Raw genomic sequence first — 19,956 nt, forward strand, 5'->3', positions numbered from 1 at the left:
CATAACCGTGCAATAGGTTTATTCTTGTGAGCATAGCTAATTATGGGGGTTTCCATGAAGAAAATTCTACTAGTATTAACGATCATCTCTGGCCTAGTGCTGACAGGCTGCTACTCAAGCCAAATTAATATGTCTATGGGTAATATGCGCCTCATCAGCTCTAGCGCTTCACCACAAGATGTCATGGATTTCGCTACCACTACCTGCAAGAGCGATTTCTATCAAGGCGCTAGCTTTTTATCCAAAGCAGGCAAGGAATATCGATTTAAGTGTGTAAAGGCTGAAGAAAATGAAATCCTCACGCCCATTCCTGGCACGATGATCCCTGCAGGGGCACCTGCCCCAATCAGCAAATAACTAACAATTACACATTAAGTCAACATGGCCCCATTTACCTCACATGAGCTTCGCAAGGGCTTCTCTTCCTTTGCTACGGGGGTCACTGTTATTACCTGCATCGATGCAGATCAAAACGCCCATGGCATCACAATCAGCTCATTTAATACGGTATCGCTAGAGCCACCGCTCATTCTGTGGAGCCTGAAGAAGCACTCTCGTCTGATGCCAAATGTGGAAGTAGGCCACATTCAATTAATTCATGTGCTAGAGCGCTCTCAGGAAGCTATGGCAATGCACTTTGCGACCGTTAAGGAAAATCAGTTTGTCAACATTGCTCATAAAATTGCAGTAAGCGGTCTAACGCAAATTGAAGGTTGTGCTGCTTACTTCGAATGTGAAACGGTGTCCGTTCATACCGGCGGTGACCACAATATTATTGTTGCCAAAGTGCTCAACCTAAAACACTCGCCCGATAGTCAACCGCTCATCTTTGCTCATAGTCAATTCCTCGGACTTGACTTAGCCGAGCTCAAAACAGTTTAAGCTGCTGCAGTCCCAACAAAAGGAAACACCATGATGCGTCTATGGGGTAGAAAAAGTTCCATTAATGTTCAAAAAGTTCTTTGGTGTCTTGCAGAGCTAGGACTAAAAGAGGGTATTGATTTTGAGCGAATTGATGCTGGCCTTCAATTTGGGGTCAACCGCACTCCCGAGTTCCTAAAGATGAATCCTAACGGCTTGGTGCCTACCTTAGAGGATAGTGGTCGCGTATTGTGGGAGTCCAATACGATCTTGCGCTATCTCGCACATCAACATAATAAATCCAAGCGCTTCTCTGCTGATGTTACACAGCAATATCAATCTGAGAAATGGATGGACTGGCAGTTAGGCACTATGTGGCCCGCCTTGCGACCTGTATTTATAGGCCTTACTCGTACACCTGAAAATGAACGTAACTACGGGGCTATTCAAAAAGCCTACGAAGATACAAATCAGTTACTTTCCTTGCTTGATCAGGAGCTAGCTGACCATGCTTATTGCTCTGGAGATACGTTTCACATTGGCGACATTGTGCTCGCATTATGTATCAGTCGCTGGATGATGCTCCATGATGCCTTTCCAAATCAAACCGGCCCAAGAGCAACGCTACTCAATATCGACGCTTGGATGAAGCGCATCGAATCAGACACGCACTACAGCATTGTGGCTGAAAAGGCTCTTAATATTGTGAAGTAAAAAAGGGTGAGTTTGCTTCACCCTTTGGCTGACTACTCTTGCTTAAATTTTCTCTGGTGGTGGTCTGCGCCAATAAATAGATACATCGCAGGTACAACAAAGAGTGTAAATAAAGTGCCGATAGATAGCCCTGTAAAAATGACAATACCCATAGACTGACGACCTGCTGCCCCAGCACCCGAAGCAATAACTAAGGGAACTACACCCAGCACCATTGCTGCGGTAGTCATCAAAATGGGCCGAAGACGCACACTACTCGCCTCCACAATCGCATCTACCTTACTGCGGCCAGCCTCTTGAAGCTCGTTTGCAAACTCCACAATCAAAATACCGTGCTTACTAATTAATCCCATTAGGGTTACTAAACCGACCTGGGTATAGACATTCAAAGTCGTAAATCCAAGGTTGATAAAAATCAGCGCACCAAATAAAGCAAGTGGCACTGACACTAGAATCACAATCGGATCACGAAAGCTTTCGAACTGTGCGGCGAGGACTAAAAACACAATCAGAATCGCAAAGAACATCGTCACCAGAAAACCGCCCGACTCGGCCATAAACTGACGCGATGGTCCTGCGTAATCCATTGTGTATCCACTTGGCGCAACCTCCTTTAAGGTTTCCCGCATGAAGGCCAAAAGATCTGCCTGAGAAATAAAAGGTGTACTCACGCCGGAGATGGTCGCGGAGTTTAACTGTTGAAAGTGATTGATCGATTGTGGGACCACTTTTTGCTGAATAGTCGCAATCGTTCGTGCCTGAATCATCTGCCCACTTGGTGTGCGAATATAGTAATCCAAGATCTGATCCGGATTAAGACGATCTACTTGCTTTACTTGAGGAATGACCCGATAGGATCGGCCCGCAACAGAGAAGTAGTTAACGAAACCGCCGCCGAGTGCTGCTGACAATGCACTTCCTACTTGTTGCTGAGTCATTCCTAATGCCGCAACTTTTTCACGATCAATTACTAGAACATCTTGGGGTTTATCAATCTTTAAATCAGAATCAACAAAAAAGAAATTACCGCTTCGACGCGCCTTATCTAATACCGCTTGAGATACCTCATTGAGCAAGGCATATGATTCTGTTGTGTTGATTACCACTTGAACTGGAAGTCCCTGTGCGCCTGGTAATGCAGGGAACTGAAACGCGGCTACACGAGCACCAGCAATCGTATTCCACTTATTTTGCATATCCTGTTGAAACTTTGTAGCATCACGACTACGATCGCCCCAATCTTTTAGCAACACACCACCAAAGCTGCTTGTCGGGCTAGTAATTTGGAACATTTGCTCGTACTCAGGTTCTGCGCTTGATATTTGATAAATCTGATCAGCGTAGGTCTGCATCTGATTCACCGTACTATTAGGCGGTCCAGATGCCTGCATCAGAACAATGCCCTGGTCTTCGGTAGGCGCTAATTCAGAGCGGGCAGTGGCGTAAAGATAGGCTACACCTCCTAAGAGAATGACGCCCATCACAATAATGACCTGCCAAGTATTGAGTAACTCACGTAAGGTAGCTTGATAGCTGTTATGCACTCGCTCAAAAATGCGGTCAATCTTTTGCACAAAAGGTGATGATTCTTGTTGCTCAGTAAAAATTTTAGAGCACATCATCGGTGAAAGCGTCAAAGCAATCAACCCAGAAACTGCCACAGCACTAGCCAAAGTAAATGCAAACTCTGTAAACAAAGCGCCTGTTAATCCACCCTGAAAACCAATCGGAATATAAACAGCGATCAACACCACTGTCATTGCCAGAATCGGGCCACCTAATTCACGTGCAGCAATCAGCGAGGCCTCTAAGGGAGACTTTCCTTCCTTCATGTGGCGATCAACGTTTTCCACCACAATAATTGCATCATCAACCACTAGGCCAATAGCAAGCACCAAAGCTAGTAAGGTCAGTAAATTAATCGAGTACCCTAAGATCTGCATTAAGAAAAAAGTACCAATTAAAGAGAGTGGCATTGCAATCACAGGAACAGCTACTGCACGAGCACTACCTAAGAACAAGTAAATAACTACTGTCACAATCAGCAGCGCCTCTAACAGCGTAGCAACCACCTCATCAATAGAGGTAGTAATAAACTTGGTCGAGTCATAGACCACCTTGCCAGAAACTCCTGTTGGCAACTGCTTCTGAATATCCGGAACCGAAGCCCGAACCCGCTCAGCAACGTCTAATAAGTTAGCCTGTGGTGCGACTTTAATTGCAATAAAAACAGACCGCTTGCCACTAAATGCAACGTTCGTGTTGTAGTCCTCAGACCCCATATTGACAGTGGCAACTTGGTCTAAATACACAATGTTGACACCATCTTTTTTGATGACTAATTTTCGGAATTCATCTAATGTGTGTAGATCGGTACCAGCGACTAAATCTACCGCGACCATGTCGCCCTTGGTGCTACCTAGTGCTGAAAGATAATTATTTGCAGCCATCGCACTGTAGACATCATCAGCGGCCACTCCAAGACCAGCCATCTTTTCTCGATCTAACCATGCTCTAAGGGCAAACTTTCTACCCCCGGTAATTTCAGCATTTTGTACGCCATCAATCGAATCTAACTTAGGCTTAACAACGCGAAGTAAATAATCTGTAATCGCATTATTTGGCAAATCATCGCTATAAAACCCCATGTACATCGCTGCAGTTGATTGCCCTATTTGTACCGTCAAGACTGACTGCTGAGCCTGTGGTGGCATTTGATTTTTGACCGAGCTAATCTGCGTCTGAATCTGTGTCAACGCGGCATTAGAGTCATAGTTCAGCTTCAGCGTAGCGGTGATCGTTGATAGGCCGCTAACGCTCATTGAAGAAAGGTAATCAATCCCCTGCGACTGAGCAATAGCTGTTTCAAGTGGCTGCGTAATAAATCCAGCAATGGTTTCAGGATCAGCGCCAAAGTAGGCGGTTGAAATCGTGACCACCGCATTTTGCGTTTGTGGATATTGATTGACTGGAAGAGAACCTAGCGCTTTTAATCCAAAGACCAAAACGAGCGCGCTCACGACCAATGACAACACTGGCCTACGAATAAAAATATCAGTCCAATTCATCTAGGACTTATTCCTGTGGTTGTGGGTTTGGTGAATTACCAGGCTGCACCTGATTATTCACAATTAGTGGCGTGCCATTCTTCAGCTTGAGCTGTCCGCTGGTCACCACCGTAGCGCCTTCATCAAGCCCCTTCAAGATCGCCACTTGGTCACCCCGGGTTAATCCTGTAGTTACAAATACTTGCTGCGCTTCCAGTGCCGGCTTGCCCTGTTTATCTTTCTTACCTGTTGCCTTGGCTATGAATACCGTAGAGCCATATGGGTTAAAAGTAATCGCCGTTTGAGGTAAGGTCAAGAACTTCACTTCCTCGCCTAGTTTGATATTAACGTTTGCGAACATGCCCGGAAGTACTTTCTTATCAGGATTAGCTAGCATCGCCTCAACCTGAATGTTCCGCGTATTAGTATCGACTTTTGGACTCACAGCAGTGATCTTGCCAGTAAAGCTAGCATCTTTAAATGCATCCGTAGTCACCACAATTTCCTGGCCAACCTGAATTTGGGCAGCAGTACTTTGAGGTAAATTAAAGTCCACAAAAATGGGGTCTAAAGTTTGCAAAGTAAGGAGCTTGTCACCAGGATTGACATACTGCCCTGGATTCATCATCACAATGCCCACGCGCCCACTGAAGGGTGCCTTCAGATTCTTTTTGGCAACCAAGGCTTTCTGTTGCTCAACCTGAGCTTGTTTAGATGCCGCATCCGCCTTACTGGTATCAAAGACGTTCTTGCTAATCGCCTGAATAGCAAGCTGCTGTCTGTCACGCTCGTTAATCACTTTCGCCAAATCAGCCAGCGCTTTTAAAGAATTCAATTGGGCTATATCGGAGGCATCATTTAATTTAATCAAAAGATCGCCTTCTTTTACATCCATGCCGGATTTAATTGGGACAGCCTGGACAAGACCACCAATCTCAGTGCTCAGGTCTACCCCTCTAAAGGCACGTATATTGCCAACACTAGATAACTGTGGCTGCCACTGACTACTACCGACCACGATCGTAGAGACTGCTGCAGGAGGTAAACCCATACCAGCAATAAAATGTTTAATCATGAATGTCTTTAGCTGATTAAAACCAAAGATCAAACCTAGCAATAAAAATACTCCGCATAACATGATCGTCATACGACGACGTAAAGGAGTCATTGCCTGCAACTTGGCATATGCCTTGGTTTTCATAAAACGTTCGCGGGGACGTAATTTTTCTCCAATACGCATCCATACTGATTTCGTCTTATTCCACAAAATGATGAACTTCTCGCGAAGTTGCCACTCTTGAGCCTTTAACAATGTCCAAGCCCACAAGGCAGAGATTGCTTGACTGACCTTAGTTTTAATTAGTTCCAGAAGTTTCATTTTGATCTTTGTTCGCTATGTCTTTTGGTTGAAAAGCGGGACCGGTACGATTCCACCAGCCTCCACCTAATGCTGCAAATAACGCTGCGGTATCTGAGAATCGAGTTGCTTGCGCAGAAACCGATTTCACTTTTGCTATTTGATATTGATTTTGATAATAGAGAACCGCTAGGTAACTGGCTGTACCTAACTTGTACTGCTGCTGCACTAAATCTAAGGTCTCGTAAGCGTATCGCTCTGCATCAGATGCGGACTTGAGAGCTTGAGCGCCCGTCTCTAAAGCGCGTAATGAATCCGCTACCTCCTGAAAGGCCTTCAACACTGTTGCCTGATATTGAAAGACTGCTTGCTCATAACTCGCCATCGCACCACGACGCTGGGCTAATAGTTTCCCACCCTGAAACAATGGCTGAAAGATACCGCCTGCAATAGACCATAAAGCGGCATTAGGTCCAAACAGAGCATTACTAGTCAGCGCCGCTGAACCGATAGCGCCTGTAATATTAAATTGGGGTAATAAATTCGCTGTAGCGACACCAACTAAAGCATTCGTTGCTTTTAACTGTGCCTCTGCTGCACGAACGTCAGGACGCTGTCGAACAAGGCTAGAGGGGATTGACAGGGGAAGCTTCTCGGGTAACTGCAGTGTTTTTAAATCAAATTTTGTAATATTTGCATTGCCCGGTAGCTCTCCAACTAAAACTGCTAACTGATTGCGGGCAAAAGCAAGGTTGCGCTCATAAGTGAATAAATCTACTTGTGTGCTCGATACCAAAGTTCTTTGTGAAGTCACATCCACTCTAGAAACAGTGCCAATAGATAACTGCTTTTCTGTAACCTCAGCTAAGTTAGTTTGCGCCTTCAGAATCTCTTCTGTTGCCTGCATTTGAGCGCGGAGTGCCGCTTCACGTACCGCACTTGTAACAATATTGGCTGTTAAGGACAGGTAGGCACCCTCCAGCTGAAACTGGGCGATTTCTGCTTGGGCTCTTGCACCCTCAACTGCACGTCGTGCCCCACCGAATACATCAAGCTTATAGGTCACATTAACGGAAGCGTTATAAAGATTGTAAGTGTCAGAGCCATAAGGCAGTCCATACATTGAAGAAGGCTGTAGCTGCCGAGTGACCCCACCCCCTAAACCAATCGCTGGAAAATATTGTCCGCCTACTTGGGCGCTGACGTTTTCCTGGCTTGCCCTGAGGGCCGCATCTGCCGCTCCAAGATTGGGATTTTGTTGCAGGGCTTTTTTGATAAGTATGTCCAGCTCAGGAGATTTAAATAACTCCCACCACTGCGCTTCAATATCAGCCCCTTCTATAAACTCCTGATTAGTACCGCCAGGAACTCCAGGTGCTGTAGCTAACTTTTTAGAAAGGGTGCTCTCGGTATAAGTAGCAGTATTGGGAGCGCTTGGCTGTTTGAAATCAGGGCCGACCGCACATGCAGAAAGGAATCCTGCTGAAACCAGCAAAGACAAACGCCAAATAAAACCATCTTTTAGACCAAACATGAGCTGTAACAAATATCCTTTTCTATAAGGGTTATTTGAACACACTTTTCTCAATTGGATAAGCTAACACCTTGATTTGAATAATAAAATTTGTCCACAAAATAGACCGGAAGTCAAACTACATTTTTAATCCACTATTTTTTAATTGGCCATCTTCCCAAATGCACCGTTATTAAAATCATCTATCGCTTGGCTGATCTCGTCTTGAGTATTCATCACAAAGGGACCATGGCCAACAATAGGCTCATCAATTGGCTCGCCAGTGAGTAAGAGTGCAATGGAGTCCTCTAAAACCTCAATCTCAATTCCCTCGCCTGAGCTACTAAACATCAACATCTGGGCATCTTTTGCGACTACGCCGTCACCTGACTGAACAGCTCCTCGTAAAACAACCAAGGAAGTATTCCAGCCCAAGGGAGCATCAATCATGGCATTCCCTTTTTTTAACCGGAGATCAATTACTTGCATTGGCGTAAAAGTACGAGCGGGACCCACCGCTTCCTCAAATTCACCTGCAATCACCCGCGCTGTGCCTGCGTCACTTCGTAGCGCAACAACAGGGATCTGCTCATTGAAGATGGCTTGATAGTGCGGCGTGGCCATCTTATCTTTTGCCGGCAAATTAACCCAAAGCTGAACCATCCTTAAGATGCCGCCTCGTTTGGCAAAACTATTCGAATGAAACTCCTCGTGCAAAATACCCGCACCAGCAGTCATCCACTGCACATCTCCAGGGCCAATCACGCCACCTTGACCAGTGGAGTCTTGATGCTCCACCTCTCCTTCATACACGATAGTAACAGTCTCAAAACCGCGGTGGGGATGCGAACCCACCCCTTTACGATCCCTCGTTGGAAAGAATTCTGCTGGACCAGCATAATCCAGCATTAAAAAAGGGCTCATTTGTTTTCCTAAGTTTTGATAGAAAAACAAGGTGCGCACAGGAAAACCATCGCCTACCCAATGCCCCTGATCATTGCCCTGGATGCCAATTACTTTTTTCATTTTTTCCCAAGTAGCCCCACTAATGACTAGGGGATCTATTCGACCGTAACGCTCTTCGCTAGATTACGTGGCTTGTCTACATCTGTTCCAAGCATACATGCCGTGTGATACGCCAAAAGTTGCAGAGGAACTACATGCAAAATGGGGGAGAGGTTGCCGTAATGCTCAGGTAGACGTATCACGTTGATCCCTTCGCTGCTAACAATGTCTGTATCGTGGTCCGCAAAGACATATAACTTTCCTCCGCGAGCCTTAACCTCTTGCATATTGGACTTCAACTTTTCTAGTAGTTCGTCTTTGGGCGCCACAGTAACCACGGGCATCTTCTCAGTTACCAATGCCAGCGGACCGTGCTTCAATTCTCCAGCAGGGTAGGCCTCCGCATGGATGTATGAAATTTCTTTGAGCTTTAACGCCCCTTCCAGAGCAATCGGGTAATGCATACCGCGTCCTAAAAATAATGCATTTTCACATTTAACAAACGCATTGCTCCAAGCAATAATTTGTGGCTCGAGTGCCAAGACAGCATGCAATGCTTTTGGTAAATGTCGTAATTCGCGAAGTAGTTGTTTTTCAGATTCAGGAGTAATTCTTCCGGCGCGCTTTGATAATGACACTGCCAATAAATAAAGCGCGACTAATTGAGTAGTGAATGCCTTAGTTGAGGCAACCCCAATTTCTGTGCCAGCTTTTGTTAAGAAGCTCCATTTAGTTTCGCGCACCATCGCACTACTGCCAACGTTACAAATCGATAGGGTATAGGAGTGCCCTAAGGCCTTGGCATGACGTAATGCTGCCAAAGTATCCGCTGTTTCACCAGACTGGGAAACCACAACGATCAGCGTTTTTACATTAGGAACTGAGGTGCGATAACGGTATTCACTGGCAACTTCAACTTGCGTCGGAATGCCAGCGATGTCTTCGAGCCAATATTTCGCGACACAAGCAGAGTAATAGCTCGTACCGCAAGCCAAGATCAAAACTTGATCAAACTGATTCCACTCGCTTACATCGGCATGAAAGAGCTCTGGCCCAAAACTGGAGATATTAGCAAGCGTATCCCCAATCGCCCGAGGTTGCTCAAAAATCTCTTTTTGCATGTAGTGCTGATAAGGGCCTAAGTCGACTGACTCTGATTGTGGCGGCATTGGCTTTTGCTCTCTTTGAGCAATATGACCGGCATGATCAATAATCTGAATGGAGTCTGCCTTCAAAATAGCGACATCCCCCTCCTCTAGATACATCATCGAGTGGGCCCTGCCTGCAAGAGCTAGGGCATCAGACGCTAAAAAATGCTCCTGATCGCCTAAGGCCACCACAAGCGGTGAGCCAGCCCGTGCGCCAATTAATGTTTTGGGATTGTCTTGCGCAATGACACCAATTGCATATGCACCATGCAGCTTAGGCAACACTGCCCTGACGGCAAGCTCTAAATCTTGTTGGCCCTGAGCCACATATTGCTGATGCACTAAGTGGGCGATAACTTCTGTATCTGTTTCTGAGGTGAAGACATATTCCGCAGCTTTTAGTTGAGCACGCAAAATTTCATAATTTTCAATAATGCCGTTGTGAACTACAGCAATCAGACCATTCGAAATATGAGGATGCGCATTTTGGGTATCGGGCTTGCCATGGGTTGCCCAACGGGTATGGGCAATACCCAATGTCCCATGAAAATCTTTGCCCTGCTCGGCCAACTCAGCCACACGAGCTGTCGTCCTCGCTCTTTTAATCGGGTGATGGGCATCGGCATCGTCAATGACTGCAAAACCACAAGAATCATAACCACGATATTCCAAACGTCGCAGTCCCTCAACCAATACATCAACAATATTACGATGAGATACAGCGCCAACAATGCCGCACATTATTTTTTAACCTTAGTCAGTTTTACAGCAGAATTTTTAACCGCTATCTTCTTTGCTACTTTTTGGCCTTGCTTTACAGGGCGCTGCCACTCTATCGAAATTTGCTTTGCGCGTGATACCGTTAACTGATGGGGCGGCGCATCTTTGGTTAAGGTTGTTCCAGCGCCTAATGTAGCACCGCGCCCAACCCTCACAGGGGCAACAAGCTGCGTATCAGAGCCAATGAAAACATCATCCTCAATGATGGTTTGATGCTTATTGACACCATCATAGTTACAGGTAATGGTTCCCGCTCCAATGTTGACTCTAGAACCCACAATCGAATCGCCAACATACGCTAAATGATTGGCCTTGCTGTTAGCTGCGATCTTGCTATTCTTGACCTCAACAAAGTTCCCAATGTGCACATCATTGGCCAGATCTGCACCTGGCCTTAAACGGGCATAAGGACCAATTAATGAATGTGCGCCCACTTGAGCGCCATCAATATGACTAAAGGCATGAATAGAAACTGCCCGGCCAATACTACTGTTCCGAATGATGCAATAAGGACCAATCTTAGCGCCCGATCCTAATGTCACTTGACCTTCAAATACGCAGCCCACATCAATAGACACATCGATACCGCAATCAAGCGTTCCTCGCACATCAATCCGAGCTGGATCAGCCAGTGATACACCGCCATCCATTAATTGCTGTGCGATGTTTTGCTGATGAACTCGCTCTAAGGCAGCTAACTGTTCACGACTATTGACGCCAACGGTTTCATATTCAGCATCCGCTTGAGCAGTCCGAATCGGCACACCATCTTTTACCGCCATCGCAATCACATCCGTTAAATAGTATTCACCTTGCGCATTACTTGAACGCAAGGCTTTTAACCACTTCTTAAGAGAACCTGTTGGCAGAACCATGATGCCGGTATTAATTTCTTGGATACCCTTCTGCTCAGGCGTAGCATCTTTTTCTTCCACAATCTCTTTTACTGAGCCATCAGCATCACGCACAATACGACCATAGCCCGTTGGATCACGAAGATTTTGTGTCAATAGCGCTAAAGCACTATCTTGGCCACGTACGCCATCTGCTAGGGTCACTAATTTAGCAAGTGTATTCATACTAGTCAGCGGTACATCGCCATACAAAATCAAAGTAGGTTCGTGCAGATCTAATTTAGGCAGGGCTTGCAGCAAGGCATGGCCCGTACCCTTTTGTTCTGCTTGTAAAGCAGTACTAATTTTGCTGAAACTAGGATCCTGCTGACTAACATTCAAGAGGAATGCTTTAACGTCTGCCGCTCCATGGCCAATTACGACGATAGGAGCAGTTTTGGTATTTTTACCGAGTAGGGCTAAAGCAGTTTTGAGAACATGGTGGAGAAGCGGCTTCCCAGCCAAGGTTTGAAGAACCTTGGGTAAAGCAGACTTCATCCGCTTTCCCTGCCCAGCAGCCAAAATAACGATGTTCATAAGGAAATATTATAAGACCCCTGAATGATCGTTCCACAGGCTATTTCGTCGATTTCTGCCTCATCTATCGCCTTATCCCCAGAAGACCTAGCGGCAATACCTGATAGCTCAGTGGAAATCTTTAGATTTTTGAAATCAAATGCTTCGCCATCCATCAAGTGGGAGGGAACAATGTGGTGCATCGAGCGGAAAAGGTTTTCAACGCGGCCCGGGTACTTTTTCTCCCAGTCACGCAACATCTCTTTCATTGCTCCACGCTGCAGGTTTGGCTGACTACCGCATAGATTGCAAGGAATGATTGGAAAGCTCATATCAACCGAGTAACGCTCAAGCAATTTCTCAGGGACATATGCCATTGGTCGGATCACAATATGCTTGCCATCATCTGAGCGCAATTTTGGCGGCATCCCTTTTAGTTTTCCCGCAAAAAACATATTAAGCATTAAAGTTTCTAAAATATCATCGCGATGATGGCCTAACGCAATTTTCGTTGCGCCTAGCTCATCAGCAACCCGATACAGAATGCCTCGACGCAAACGCGAACACAGTCCACAGGTTGTCTTACCTTCAGGTATTACGCGCTTCACAATGCTATAGGTATCTTGATTCTCAATATGAAATGGTACGCCCAGTGCCGTTAAATAATTAGGCAAAATATCTTCAGGAAAATCTGGTTGTTTCTGATCCAGATTGACAGCCACAATCTCAAAATCAATTGGGGCGCGCTCTCGTAACTTTAATAAGATATCGAGCATGGCATAGCTGTCTTTGCCACCCGAAACACAGACCATCACTTTATCGCCATCTTCAATCATGCCAAAGTCACCAATTGCTTGGCCCACTAAACGGCATAATTTTTTCTCAAGCTTATTCTCTTCAAGCACAACTTTACGAATATCACCCATCGTCGCCGAATGCTTGTCTAGCACCTTACTCAAACCTTCTTCATTCGAAATACCTCAACCCCAACGGAATGGCAGTCAGGATAGACATCAGGCTTAGCCGTACTGACCCTAGCGGCAATGACTTTAGGGTGCATTAGCATGGCGGATACGATCTCATCGCAGAAAGTTTCCTGAAGCTGTATATGCCCATGTGAGGACAAATCCTTGATGGTTTCACGCATGAAGTCATAGTCCACAACCTCATCTAATTCATCGTTAGAGGGCGTATTGAGATTAAGCGGAATATATAAATCAACATTTAAAATAACGCGCTGCTCACCCTGCTTCTCAAATTCATGAACACCAATATTAATATTGATTTCATAGTCACGCAAAAATAAGCGTCGGCATTCCATGAGTGCTGGATGAAAAATAATATCTTGCATAAGTTTCCTGCTGTTAATCTTGATTTGTTTTAAACATCACATCGCGTGAAGAGGGGACTAGATGCTGTCCACCGTCTACATACAAAGTGGTACCTGTGATCGCAGTAGAGTCTGCTAAAAATGAAGCGGCCTTCGTAATATCGCTTGGCGTGGAAGACCTACCTAGTGGCGTCATCGTATGCGCTTTAGCAAAACCATCTTCTGTCTGATCGCCAGACAATAAAGTAATTCCGGGTGCCAAACCAACGACTCTTAAATGGGGCGCAAAATCAAAAGCTAAGATCTCTACTGAGTGAAGCAGCGCCACTTTTGAAAGCGTATAAGACAAATGATCTGGGTTTAAATTGATCAACTTTTGATCCAGTAACTGGATCACAGAAGGAACTACGGATCCTGGAGTATCTTGGGTCCTCAAGACATTCTTCTGATATTCAAACATGCGCTGGGATAACAGCATGGGCGCTGTTAAATTGACCTGCATATGATCTTGCAAGCTTTTAGCCGTTAGCGGTACATCCGAATTAGCGCGATCATATTCAAAAAGCGAAGCGCTATTAACTAGGCACTGTAAATTGGAAAATGTAGCTACTACCGAACTGAAGAGCTGATTCACCTCATCCTCTTGAGCAAGATTTGCCTTAAAAGCCGCAGCCCTGCATCCCAATGCCTGAATTTCCGCAACAGTAGCTTGTGCCTGGGACTCAGAATGGCCGTAATGAACGGCTACATCCCAGCCTTGACGTGCGAATTCTATGGCAATGTCTCGACCAAGACGCTTGGCTGCGCCGGTTACTAACACTGCCTTATTTTGTTTCATAGGGGTATTTGAACTCAAGTTCACTGAAATTCTCTTAGACTAGTGAGCTATGGATATTACCTTGACCAGCCTTGAAGCCGCTCATACAGAGCTACTCAAGCAGAAAATAATCTCTGAAATCCACTCAGAGGGCGGCAGAATGGCCTTTTCTAGATATATGGAAATGGCTTTATATGAGCCGGGGATGGGCTATTACAGCGCTGGTGCCCATAAATTAGGGGTAGGCGGGGATTTCACTACCGCCCCTGAGCTAAGCCCCTTATTTGGAGCCGCTGTTGTTGCCAGTCTCCTACCCGTCCTGGAAGCCCTCAAAGCGCAAGGCCTCCCTACCCAAATCCTCGAATTTGGCGCAGGGACTGGCAAGCTAGCTCAATCGATTCTCACGCGCTTAAATGATCTCGACTTCCAGTTAGACCAATACAGCATCCTTGAGATCTCGCCTGACCTCGCCCAGCGGCAGTCAGCGTGCCTCAAAACAACCTGTGAAAGCCTTGGCCTGCAAACTCAATGCAATTGGCTCAGCGAACTTCCTGTTAATTTCAAGGGAATCATGCTCGCCAATGAAGTCATGGATGCGATTCCTTGCGAGGCCATTATTTATCAACAGGGCTTTTGGCATTGGCATGATGTTGTACTTACAGATGGCAAGCTAAGCTGGCAAGTCGGCAAACCGATCGAGCAGTCCTTGCTACCCGAAACCTTAATTACTGGCAGCTTTTCTGAGGGCTACGTTACCGAGCTGCACCTTCAAGCAAATGGATGGATGAAACAAGTTGCAGAACAACTGCATACCGGTCTGTTCCTCACTTTTGACTACGGGTTTCCGGAAAGTGAGTACTACCATGCGCAACGACTAGAGGGCACGTTGATGGCGCACCATCGACATCATGCAATCCAAGATCCTTTTTACCTTCCTGGTTTATGTGACCTAACTACGCACGTGGAATGGTTACAGATTGCGCATAGTGCCCTAGAAGGGAATGCCGATGATGTCTTTCTCAGTAATCAGGCGTCTTACTTACTCGATGCAGGGATTGGCGATATTGCCTTGGCAGTAGGTGATCCTAGTAATCCAGCAAGTTTTTTACCGATTTCTAATGCCTTACAAAAACTTTTATCTGAAGCAGAAATGGGTGAATTATTTAAAGTCTTTGCATTTTCTAAGAACTTGAATGCCTTGCTACCGAACCACCCATTAGAAGATTTACCAGGACTACGCGGCAGAAACCGACTTTAATTTTTTAATACAGCAGTAATTACCATTAATCTTGCGAGCTCTATTGCGCTGCGAATACATTCACCGTTAGCTCGATCTTTAGTTGAAATCGTGGCAATCACTTCCGCTGTATTCAGTAATTGTGTTTGCTCTAAAGCTTTAATCAGCTCGATAACATTAAAGTCCATTTTTTTTGCAAGCTTCAGAAGCGCGCTAGCCCTTAAAGGCTTGCGCCAAGCATCAGCACGATTAAACCAGCTCAATACATCGACGGCCTCATACACATGATTGATTGAGTCCTTAGTCTTAGCGACTAATTGCATCAACTCACTAAAGATGGCACTGTAATCACGCACTTCATTAGGCATACGCACACACTCCGCCCATGTACAAATGTCCTGACTCGATAAATCCATCAAGATAACAGCGCAGCGGTCTTCTAAGTTGCTATCGATAACATTTAAATACGTAGTCCAGGCTTCACGAGCCTCTTCTTGAGCGAGTTGAGCAGTCAATGATGCTGGCAAAAGGAAGCTTGCCGCTCCCGTATCAAGTAATACCTGAAACATGCGCATAGGTTTTTCAGCAGTGAGCCCTCTAGCCAACTCCTGCCAAATTCTTTCAGCCGATAATGCAGCCAATTCATTTGAACTAACGATTGCTTGTAGGGCCCGCATGGTCTCTGCTGCGATTGTGAATTCTGGGAAGCGCGCTGCAAATCGAGCAATTCGCAATAACCTAAGAGGATCTTCTGCAAACGCATCTGATACATGACGAAATACTTTGGCCGCTAAATCTGCCTGGCCATTGCAGGGATCTAAAATCGGACCCATCAAATTACCATCTTCGCCAACTTCTTGCGCCATCGCATTAATAGTGAGATCACGCCGTTGTAAGTCTTGGTCTAGGGTAACGCTAGGGTCTGCGTAAAACGTAAAGCCTTTGTAACCTGTGCCCGTCTTACGCTCTGTTCTTGCCAGAGCGTACTCTGCCTGAGTTTCTGGATGCAAGAAAACGGGAAAGTCCTTTCCTACGGGACGATAGCCCTGAGCAATCATCCCCTCAACCGTAGCACCAACCACGACATAATCTATATCGTGCACTGGCAAACCCATTAAGGTATCCCGTATAGCGCCGCCGACTGCATAGACCTTCATTTATTTATTTCATCCCCTCAAGCGTACGTCGACTAATGTTAAATACATCGGGTAACGCATCAACTCCACTCATTGGCAAAATATTAGGTACCTGCATAGAGGCAATATTGTCACGGGACATGAGAGTGGGCACTGGTAGATACTCGAATGCTAAGGCCTGCAATTGCCCAACAAAATCGGGGACAGGAATAACAGCGCACTTAGTCTGCGCCCTGCGCGCCGAAAACTCGACGATTTCTTTCATGGAATAAACCGTTGGTCCTACCAAGTCATATGACTGATGAATGGTCACTGGCATAGTAAGTGACTTCGTAAAAGCCATCGCTACATCATCCACACTCACAGGCTGGAACTGAGCGGAGGCATTAGCCAAAGGCATAGCTGGAAATAACTTCGTCAATTTTGTAAACAAGTTGATAAATTGATCTTGGGCGCCAAAGACAACAGAGGGCCTAAAAATAGTCCAGTCGAGCTTGCTCGCTTTTACCACTGCCTCGCCATCTCCCTTGCTGCGCTGGTACATCGAAGGGCCATTTGAATCCGCGCCCAAGGCACTCATCTGCAGCAGTCGCTTCAGCCCGTTCATTTGCATTGCAGTCACGATATTCTGAACAAGTTCGACATGCGCCGCTTTAAAGACTGGTCCATAGGGAACTGCGGGTTTGTCATGCAGTACACCGACTAAATTAATGACAGCAGCCTGCGGCTTCATACGCGAGCAAAGCGATTGCAAAGTATCAAAGTCATGAACATCAGCATCTTCCAAATGTACTTTGGGCAGCATGCGTAATTCGCGGGCAGATGCAAGGTGTCTTGTGGGCATTAATACTGAATACCCTGCTGCCTGCAATTGAGCGGCTAGAACTCGCCCTACAAAGCCATTACCGCCAATTAATAGAATGTCATATTTCATCAAAGATCCGATTTTATGGGGGGGTTAGGGTAGCTCTGATGCAACGGCTGTTTTAGGTGCAATCACCCCTAAGCGCTGCTTCAAAGACTGCGTTTGTCCATTCATCACCGATGAATAGTAGGTTGCATTGGCGAGCACATTCTTAACGTAAGTTCGTGTCTCATTAAATGGAATTGTTTCCGCAAAGATGGCACCCTCAGTAGGGCTTGTCAGCTTTTCACGCCATAACTTAGAGCGCGAAGGTCCAGCGTTGTAAGCGGCTGAAGCCAGCACCCATGAACCATCCAAATCAACCAACACCATATTTAAATAATTACTACCTAAAGTTAGATTCGTATTGGTATCGCTTAGCTTATCGTTTGTATAAGACGTCATCCCTATTTTTTTAGCGACATATTTTGCAGTATTGGGCATCACCTGCATCAAACCAGAGGCGCCTACGGATGAGGAAGCATTCATAATAAAACGGGATTCTTGACGAATTAATCCATAAGCCCAAGCGAGATTCAAATCAATTTGCTTTGCAATGGGTGATAGTTCCTCCCGAAAAGGCGTTGGATAGCGTAAGCCAAAGTCATGCTCCTGCTTCGTACGATCAGCAGTGTTCACCACGCGATCATAAAGTGCAATACGTTTGGCATATTCCGCAGCAGCCAATAATTGCTTGTCGCTCATATTGCGCAACTCCCAATTCCATTCGCGATTCCCTTCGAAGCGTAAATTCATGGCATAAAAACGCTCACCCCTGATAAAGCCCTTGCGAGTAGCCGCAGAATCAATATCGGCATCACTTACTTTAGTGCGTGCAGGCGCAGTATTAGGCTTCCCTAGTTCCTCACGTGCCAACTGCCCATAAAAATTATATTGCTCAGCAATCAGCTCAAAACTTTCACGCGCCTTTTCGTTCTGCCCTTCGGCTTTAAGTGCGCGCCCATACCAATAAGTCCAAGCAGGGTCCTTGCTGCGCACGGCAGGATTCATACCCTCAATTGCATTTTTTACCAATGCCCAATCTTTAGCGCGTAATCCAGCACGCACCTTCCACTCCTGGCTTTCGGTTGATAAGAGCTCGTTATAGCCTAGTCCCTGCTGAAGTCGATAAGCATCATCTGCATTAGGGTCTAATTTTTTTGCTAAGAACTGGCCAATGACGCCCCAAGCAGCTGCCTGATTTTCTTTGCTATAGCGTGAAGCAGTTTGAGAAAATTCTTTAAACGTTTTAATTGGCTCAGCTTTTGCGGACTTTACAATATCAGCAATCGGATCCTCACCACCCAGTCGGCGAGACATTGTGTCAAAACCCATCTCGTCAGCAGCGCGACCAAGCGCTTTGGCCTCACTCGGACTCATGCCCCCAGCTGCAACCAAAGCAGGAATCAACTCTTGGCAGGCTTGGCCAAAATAACGTGGATCCAGCAATATTGTCTTTGCATCGATGGCAACTTTGGTAGCGTTTTCGCCCTGCGCTAATTTAGATTGAAGGGAGAAGCATTTCACCTGAGTGTCGTCATCCAAAGCAAACTTTGGATATTCCATATCAAAGCGTGACCAATCTTTACGCTTACCTAAAACCAGTAACCAGTCATTGCGCATCCTATCCGCCAAAGCGGTGCCTTGGTACTGATTCAAAAACCCCATGACTTGTGAGTCGGCATTAGTATCAGCACGTGCGCTTCCAGCGCTATCAAATAATTGAGGCTTGATCCGAAAGTACGCTACGTAGTCATCATAAGGATGAGTAGAGAGACTAGCGGCCAGAGACTGAGTGCGTGCCACATCATTTTTCTTGGCTGCTTCGCGCAACTCAATAAAAGCCCGATCACTATCCGTCATTTCAAAAACGGAAATTCTGCTTTCTTTTGATGGGCCAGCCTTCTTTGCCTTTTCTACAGCAAAGCTCGGCGCAGAAACTAGCAAGGCAAGCAAGAGCATCCCGTTGATATATTGCTGCCAGCGCTTAACGCCGCTAAATCTCTTTTTCACTATTAACCTTATTGCTTAACTATATTTACCAATTTTCGCCTGATAATGGGCGTTATGCACGGCAATTCTCCAAAAACTCTACGGCAGGACTTGATAGCCAAAAGAAAGCAATTGACAAGTAGCGCTAAGTATCAAGCGCTGTGCCAGGCGATCCATAGTGAGCTGAATCGATTTTTAGTCAATTCAGATCCCCAACTTCGCTCTATCGCCCTTTATTGCCCCATCCAGGCTGAAATAGACTTACGGCCAACAGTATTAGCATGGGCCTGCCAAGCAACGGGGCGCACCCTAGCGTTGCCATTTGCGCGTCCCGATAAACATCTTGATTTTTATGTCTGGGAAAAAGAGGATCTGTTGATTCCGAGCCAATATGGTGTTCCAGAACCCGATCCTAATAACCCCAGAAGACCGCAGGTGAGCCCGGACTGTATTTTCATTCCCGTTGTAGGCTGGTCAGAATCGCATGATTTAGGGCCCAATGGACTCAAAAAACACTATTGGCGCCTGGGATATGGCGGGGGCTACTTTGATCGCACCTTGGCCCATTTACGCAAAGCTAAACCGGATTTACTTTGTATTGGTGTTGGCTTTGATTGGCAAAAATTAGATGATGCCCAATGGCAGGCTCAAACTCACGATGAACCCTTGGATGCCATGCTTACTGAGACCGGACTACTGCGCTAAT

General features: G+C 45.9%; 16 protein-coding genes and 1 pseudogene. 5 read left to right on the forward strand and 12 right to left on the reverse strand.

Annotated elements, in window-relative coordinates:
• The first annotated feature begins 54 nt into the window (after positions 1 to 54).
• The 3 genes from QUD86_RS08855 to QUD86_RS08865 are packed head-to-tail and all read left to right on the forward strand — an operon-like array spanning position 55 to position 1,575.
• A complete protein-coding gene (locus QUD86_RS08855) occupies positions 55 to 357 on the forward strand; it encodes a hypothetical protein (RefSeq protein WP_286296781.1) in 303 nt (100 codons plus the stop codon).
• Positions 358 to 381: 24 nt separating this feature from the next.
• Positions 382 to 882, forward strand: a complete 501-nt coding sequence (locus QUD86_RS08860; RefSeq protein WP_286296783.1) for a flavin reductase family protein — start codon at positions 382 to 384, stop codon at positions 880 to 882.
• Positions 883 to 912: 30 nt separating this feature from the next.
• Entirely contained in the window at positions 913 to 1,575 is a 663-nt protein-coding gene (locus QUD86_RS08865; protein ID WP_286296785.1) for a glutathione S-transferase family protein, read from the forward strand.
• A gap of 32 nt (positions 1,576 to 1,607) precedes the next feature.
• On the opposite strand, the gene QUD86_RS08870 is transcribed toward QUD86_RS08865, so the two are convergent.
• From QUD86_RS08870 to QUD86_RS08910, 9 genes are all read right to left on the reverse strand, one after another.
• Complete coding sequence (locus QUD86_RS08870) at positions 1,608 to 4,643, reverse strand: efflux RND transporter permease subunit (protein WP_286296787.1); 3,036 nt, start codon at positions 4,641 to 4,643, stop codon at positions 1,608 to 1,610.
• A 7-nt stretch (positions 4,644 to 4,650) separates the two neighbouring features.
• Entirely contained in the window at positions 4,651 to 5,790 is a 1,140-nt protein-coding gene (locus QUD86_RS08875) for an efflux RND transporter periplasmic adaptor subunit (protein WP_286298736.1), read from the reverse strand.
• Between the two features lie 187 nt (positions 5,791 to 5,977).
• Positions 5,978 to 7,513, reverse strand: a complete 1,536-nt coding sequence (locus tag QUD86_RS08880; RefSeq protein ID WP_286296789.1) for an efflux transporter outer membrane subunit — start codon at positions 7,511 to 7,513, stop codon at positions 5,978 to 5,980.
• Positions 7,514 to 7,654: 141 nt separating this feature from the next.
• On the reverse strand, positions 7,655 to 8,518 hold the full coding sequence (locus QUD86_RS08885; protein ID WP_286296790.1) for a pirin family protein: 864 nt from the start codon (positions 8,516 to 8,518) through the stop codon (positions 7,655 to 7,657).
• 35 nt (positions 8,519 to 8,553) lie between these two features.
• The gene (glmS, locus tag QUD86_RS08890) at positions 8,554 to 10,386 is read right to left on the reverse strand and encodes a glutamine--fructose-6-phosphate transaminase (isomerizing) (RefSeq protein WP_286296792.1); all 1,833 of its coding nucleotides are present in this window, start codon (positions 10,384 to 10,386) and stop codon (positions 8,554 to 8,556) included.
• Positions 10,386 to 11,855 carry a bifunctional UDP-N-acetylglucosamine diphosphorylase/glucosamine-1-phosphate N-acetyltransferase GlmU gene (gene glmU, locus QUD86_RS08895; RefSeq protein WP_286296794.1) on the reverse strand — a complete coding sequence of 490 codons (1,470 nt, stop codon included), beginning with the start codon at positions 11,853 to 11,855 and terminating at the stop codon, positions 10,386 to 10,388. The genes glmS and glmU overlap by 1 nt, the downstream gene beginning before the upstream one ends.
• Entirely contained in the window at positions 11,852 to 12,760 is a 909-nt protein-coding gene (gene ttcA, locus QUD86_RS08900; protein WP_286298738.1) for a tRNA 2-thiocytidine(32) synthetase TtcA, read from the reverse strand. Before ttcA ends, glmU begins: the two co-directional genes overlap by 4 nt.
• Before the next feature lie 29 nt (positions 12,761 to 12,789).
• On the reverse strand, positions 12,790 to 13,185 hold the full coding sequence (locus tag QUD86_RS08905; protein ID WP_286296796.1) for a dihydroneopterin aldolase: 396 nt from the start codon (positions 13,183 to 13,185) through the stop codon (positions 12,790 to 12,792).
• A gap of 13 nt (positions 13,186 to 13,198) precedes the next feature.
• Positions 13,199 to 14,026 carry an SDR family oxidoreductase gene (locus QUD86_RS08910; protein WP_286296797.1) on the reverse strand — a complete coding sequence of 276 codons (828 nt, stop codon included), beginning with the start codon at positions 14,024 to 14,026 and terminating at the stop codon, positions 13,199 to 13,201.
• A gap of 25 nt (positions 14,027 to 14,051) precedes the next feature.
• On the opposite strand from QUD86_RS08910, the gene QUD86_RS08915 reads away from it, so the two are divergent.
• Entirely contained in the window at positions 14,052 to 15,239 is a 1,188-nt protein-coding gene (locus tag QUD86_RS08915; protein ID WP_286296799.1) for a class I SAM-dependent methyltransferase, read from the forward strand.
• Positions 15,240 to 15,739: 500 nt separating this feature from the next.
• On the opposite strand, the pseudogene QUD86_RS08920 reads toward QUD86_RS08915, so the two are convergent.
• The 3 genes and pseudogenes from QUD86_RS08920 to QUD86_RS08930 form a co-directional block, all read right to left on the reverse strand.
• Positions 15,740 to 16,375, reverse strand: a pseudogene (locus tag QUD86_RS08920) (tRNA nucleotidyltransferase/poly(A) polymerase-related protein); the annotation flags it as partial.
• Positions 16,376 to 16,379: 4 nt separating this feature from the next.
• Positions 16,380 to 17,288 carry a complex I NDUFA9 subunit family protein gene (locus QUD86_RS08925; protein WP_286296801.1) on the reverse strand — a complete coding sequence of 303 codons (909 nt, stop codon included), beginning with the start codon at positions 17,286 to 17,288 and terminating at the stop codon, positions 16,380 to 16,382.
• Positions 17,289 to 17,312: 24 nt separating this feature from the next.
• The gene (locus tag QUD86_RS08930; protein ID WP_286298741.1) at positions 17,313 to 19,220 is read right to left on the reverse strand and encodes a lytic transglycosylase domain-containing protein; all 1,908 of its coding nucleotides are present in this window, start codon (positions 19,218 to 19,220) and stop codon (positions 17,313 to 17,315) included.
• A gap of 105 nt (positions 19,221 to 19,325) precedes the next feature.
• Between QUD86_RS08930 and QUD86_RS08935 the strand changes: the two genes are divergently transcribed.
• Positions 19,326 to 19,955, forward strand: a complete 630-nt coding sequence (locus QUD86_RS08935) for a 5-formyltetrahydrofolate cyclo-ligase (protein ID WP_286296803.1) — start codon at positions 19,326 to 19,328, stop codon at positions 19,953 to 19,955.
• Position 19,956 lies beyond the last annotated feature (1 nt).

Origin of the sequence: Polynucleobacter sp. TUM22923 (assembly GCF_030295705.1) — a bacterium.
Lineage (GTDB): Bacteria > Pseudomonadota > Gammaproteobacteria > Burkholderiales > Burkholderiaceae > Polynucleobacter.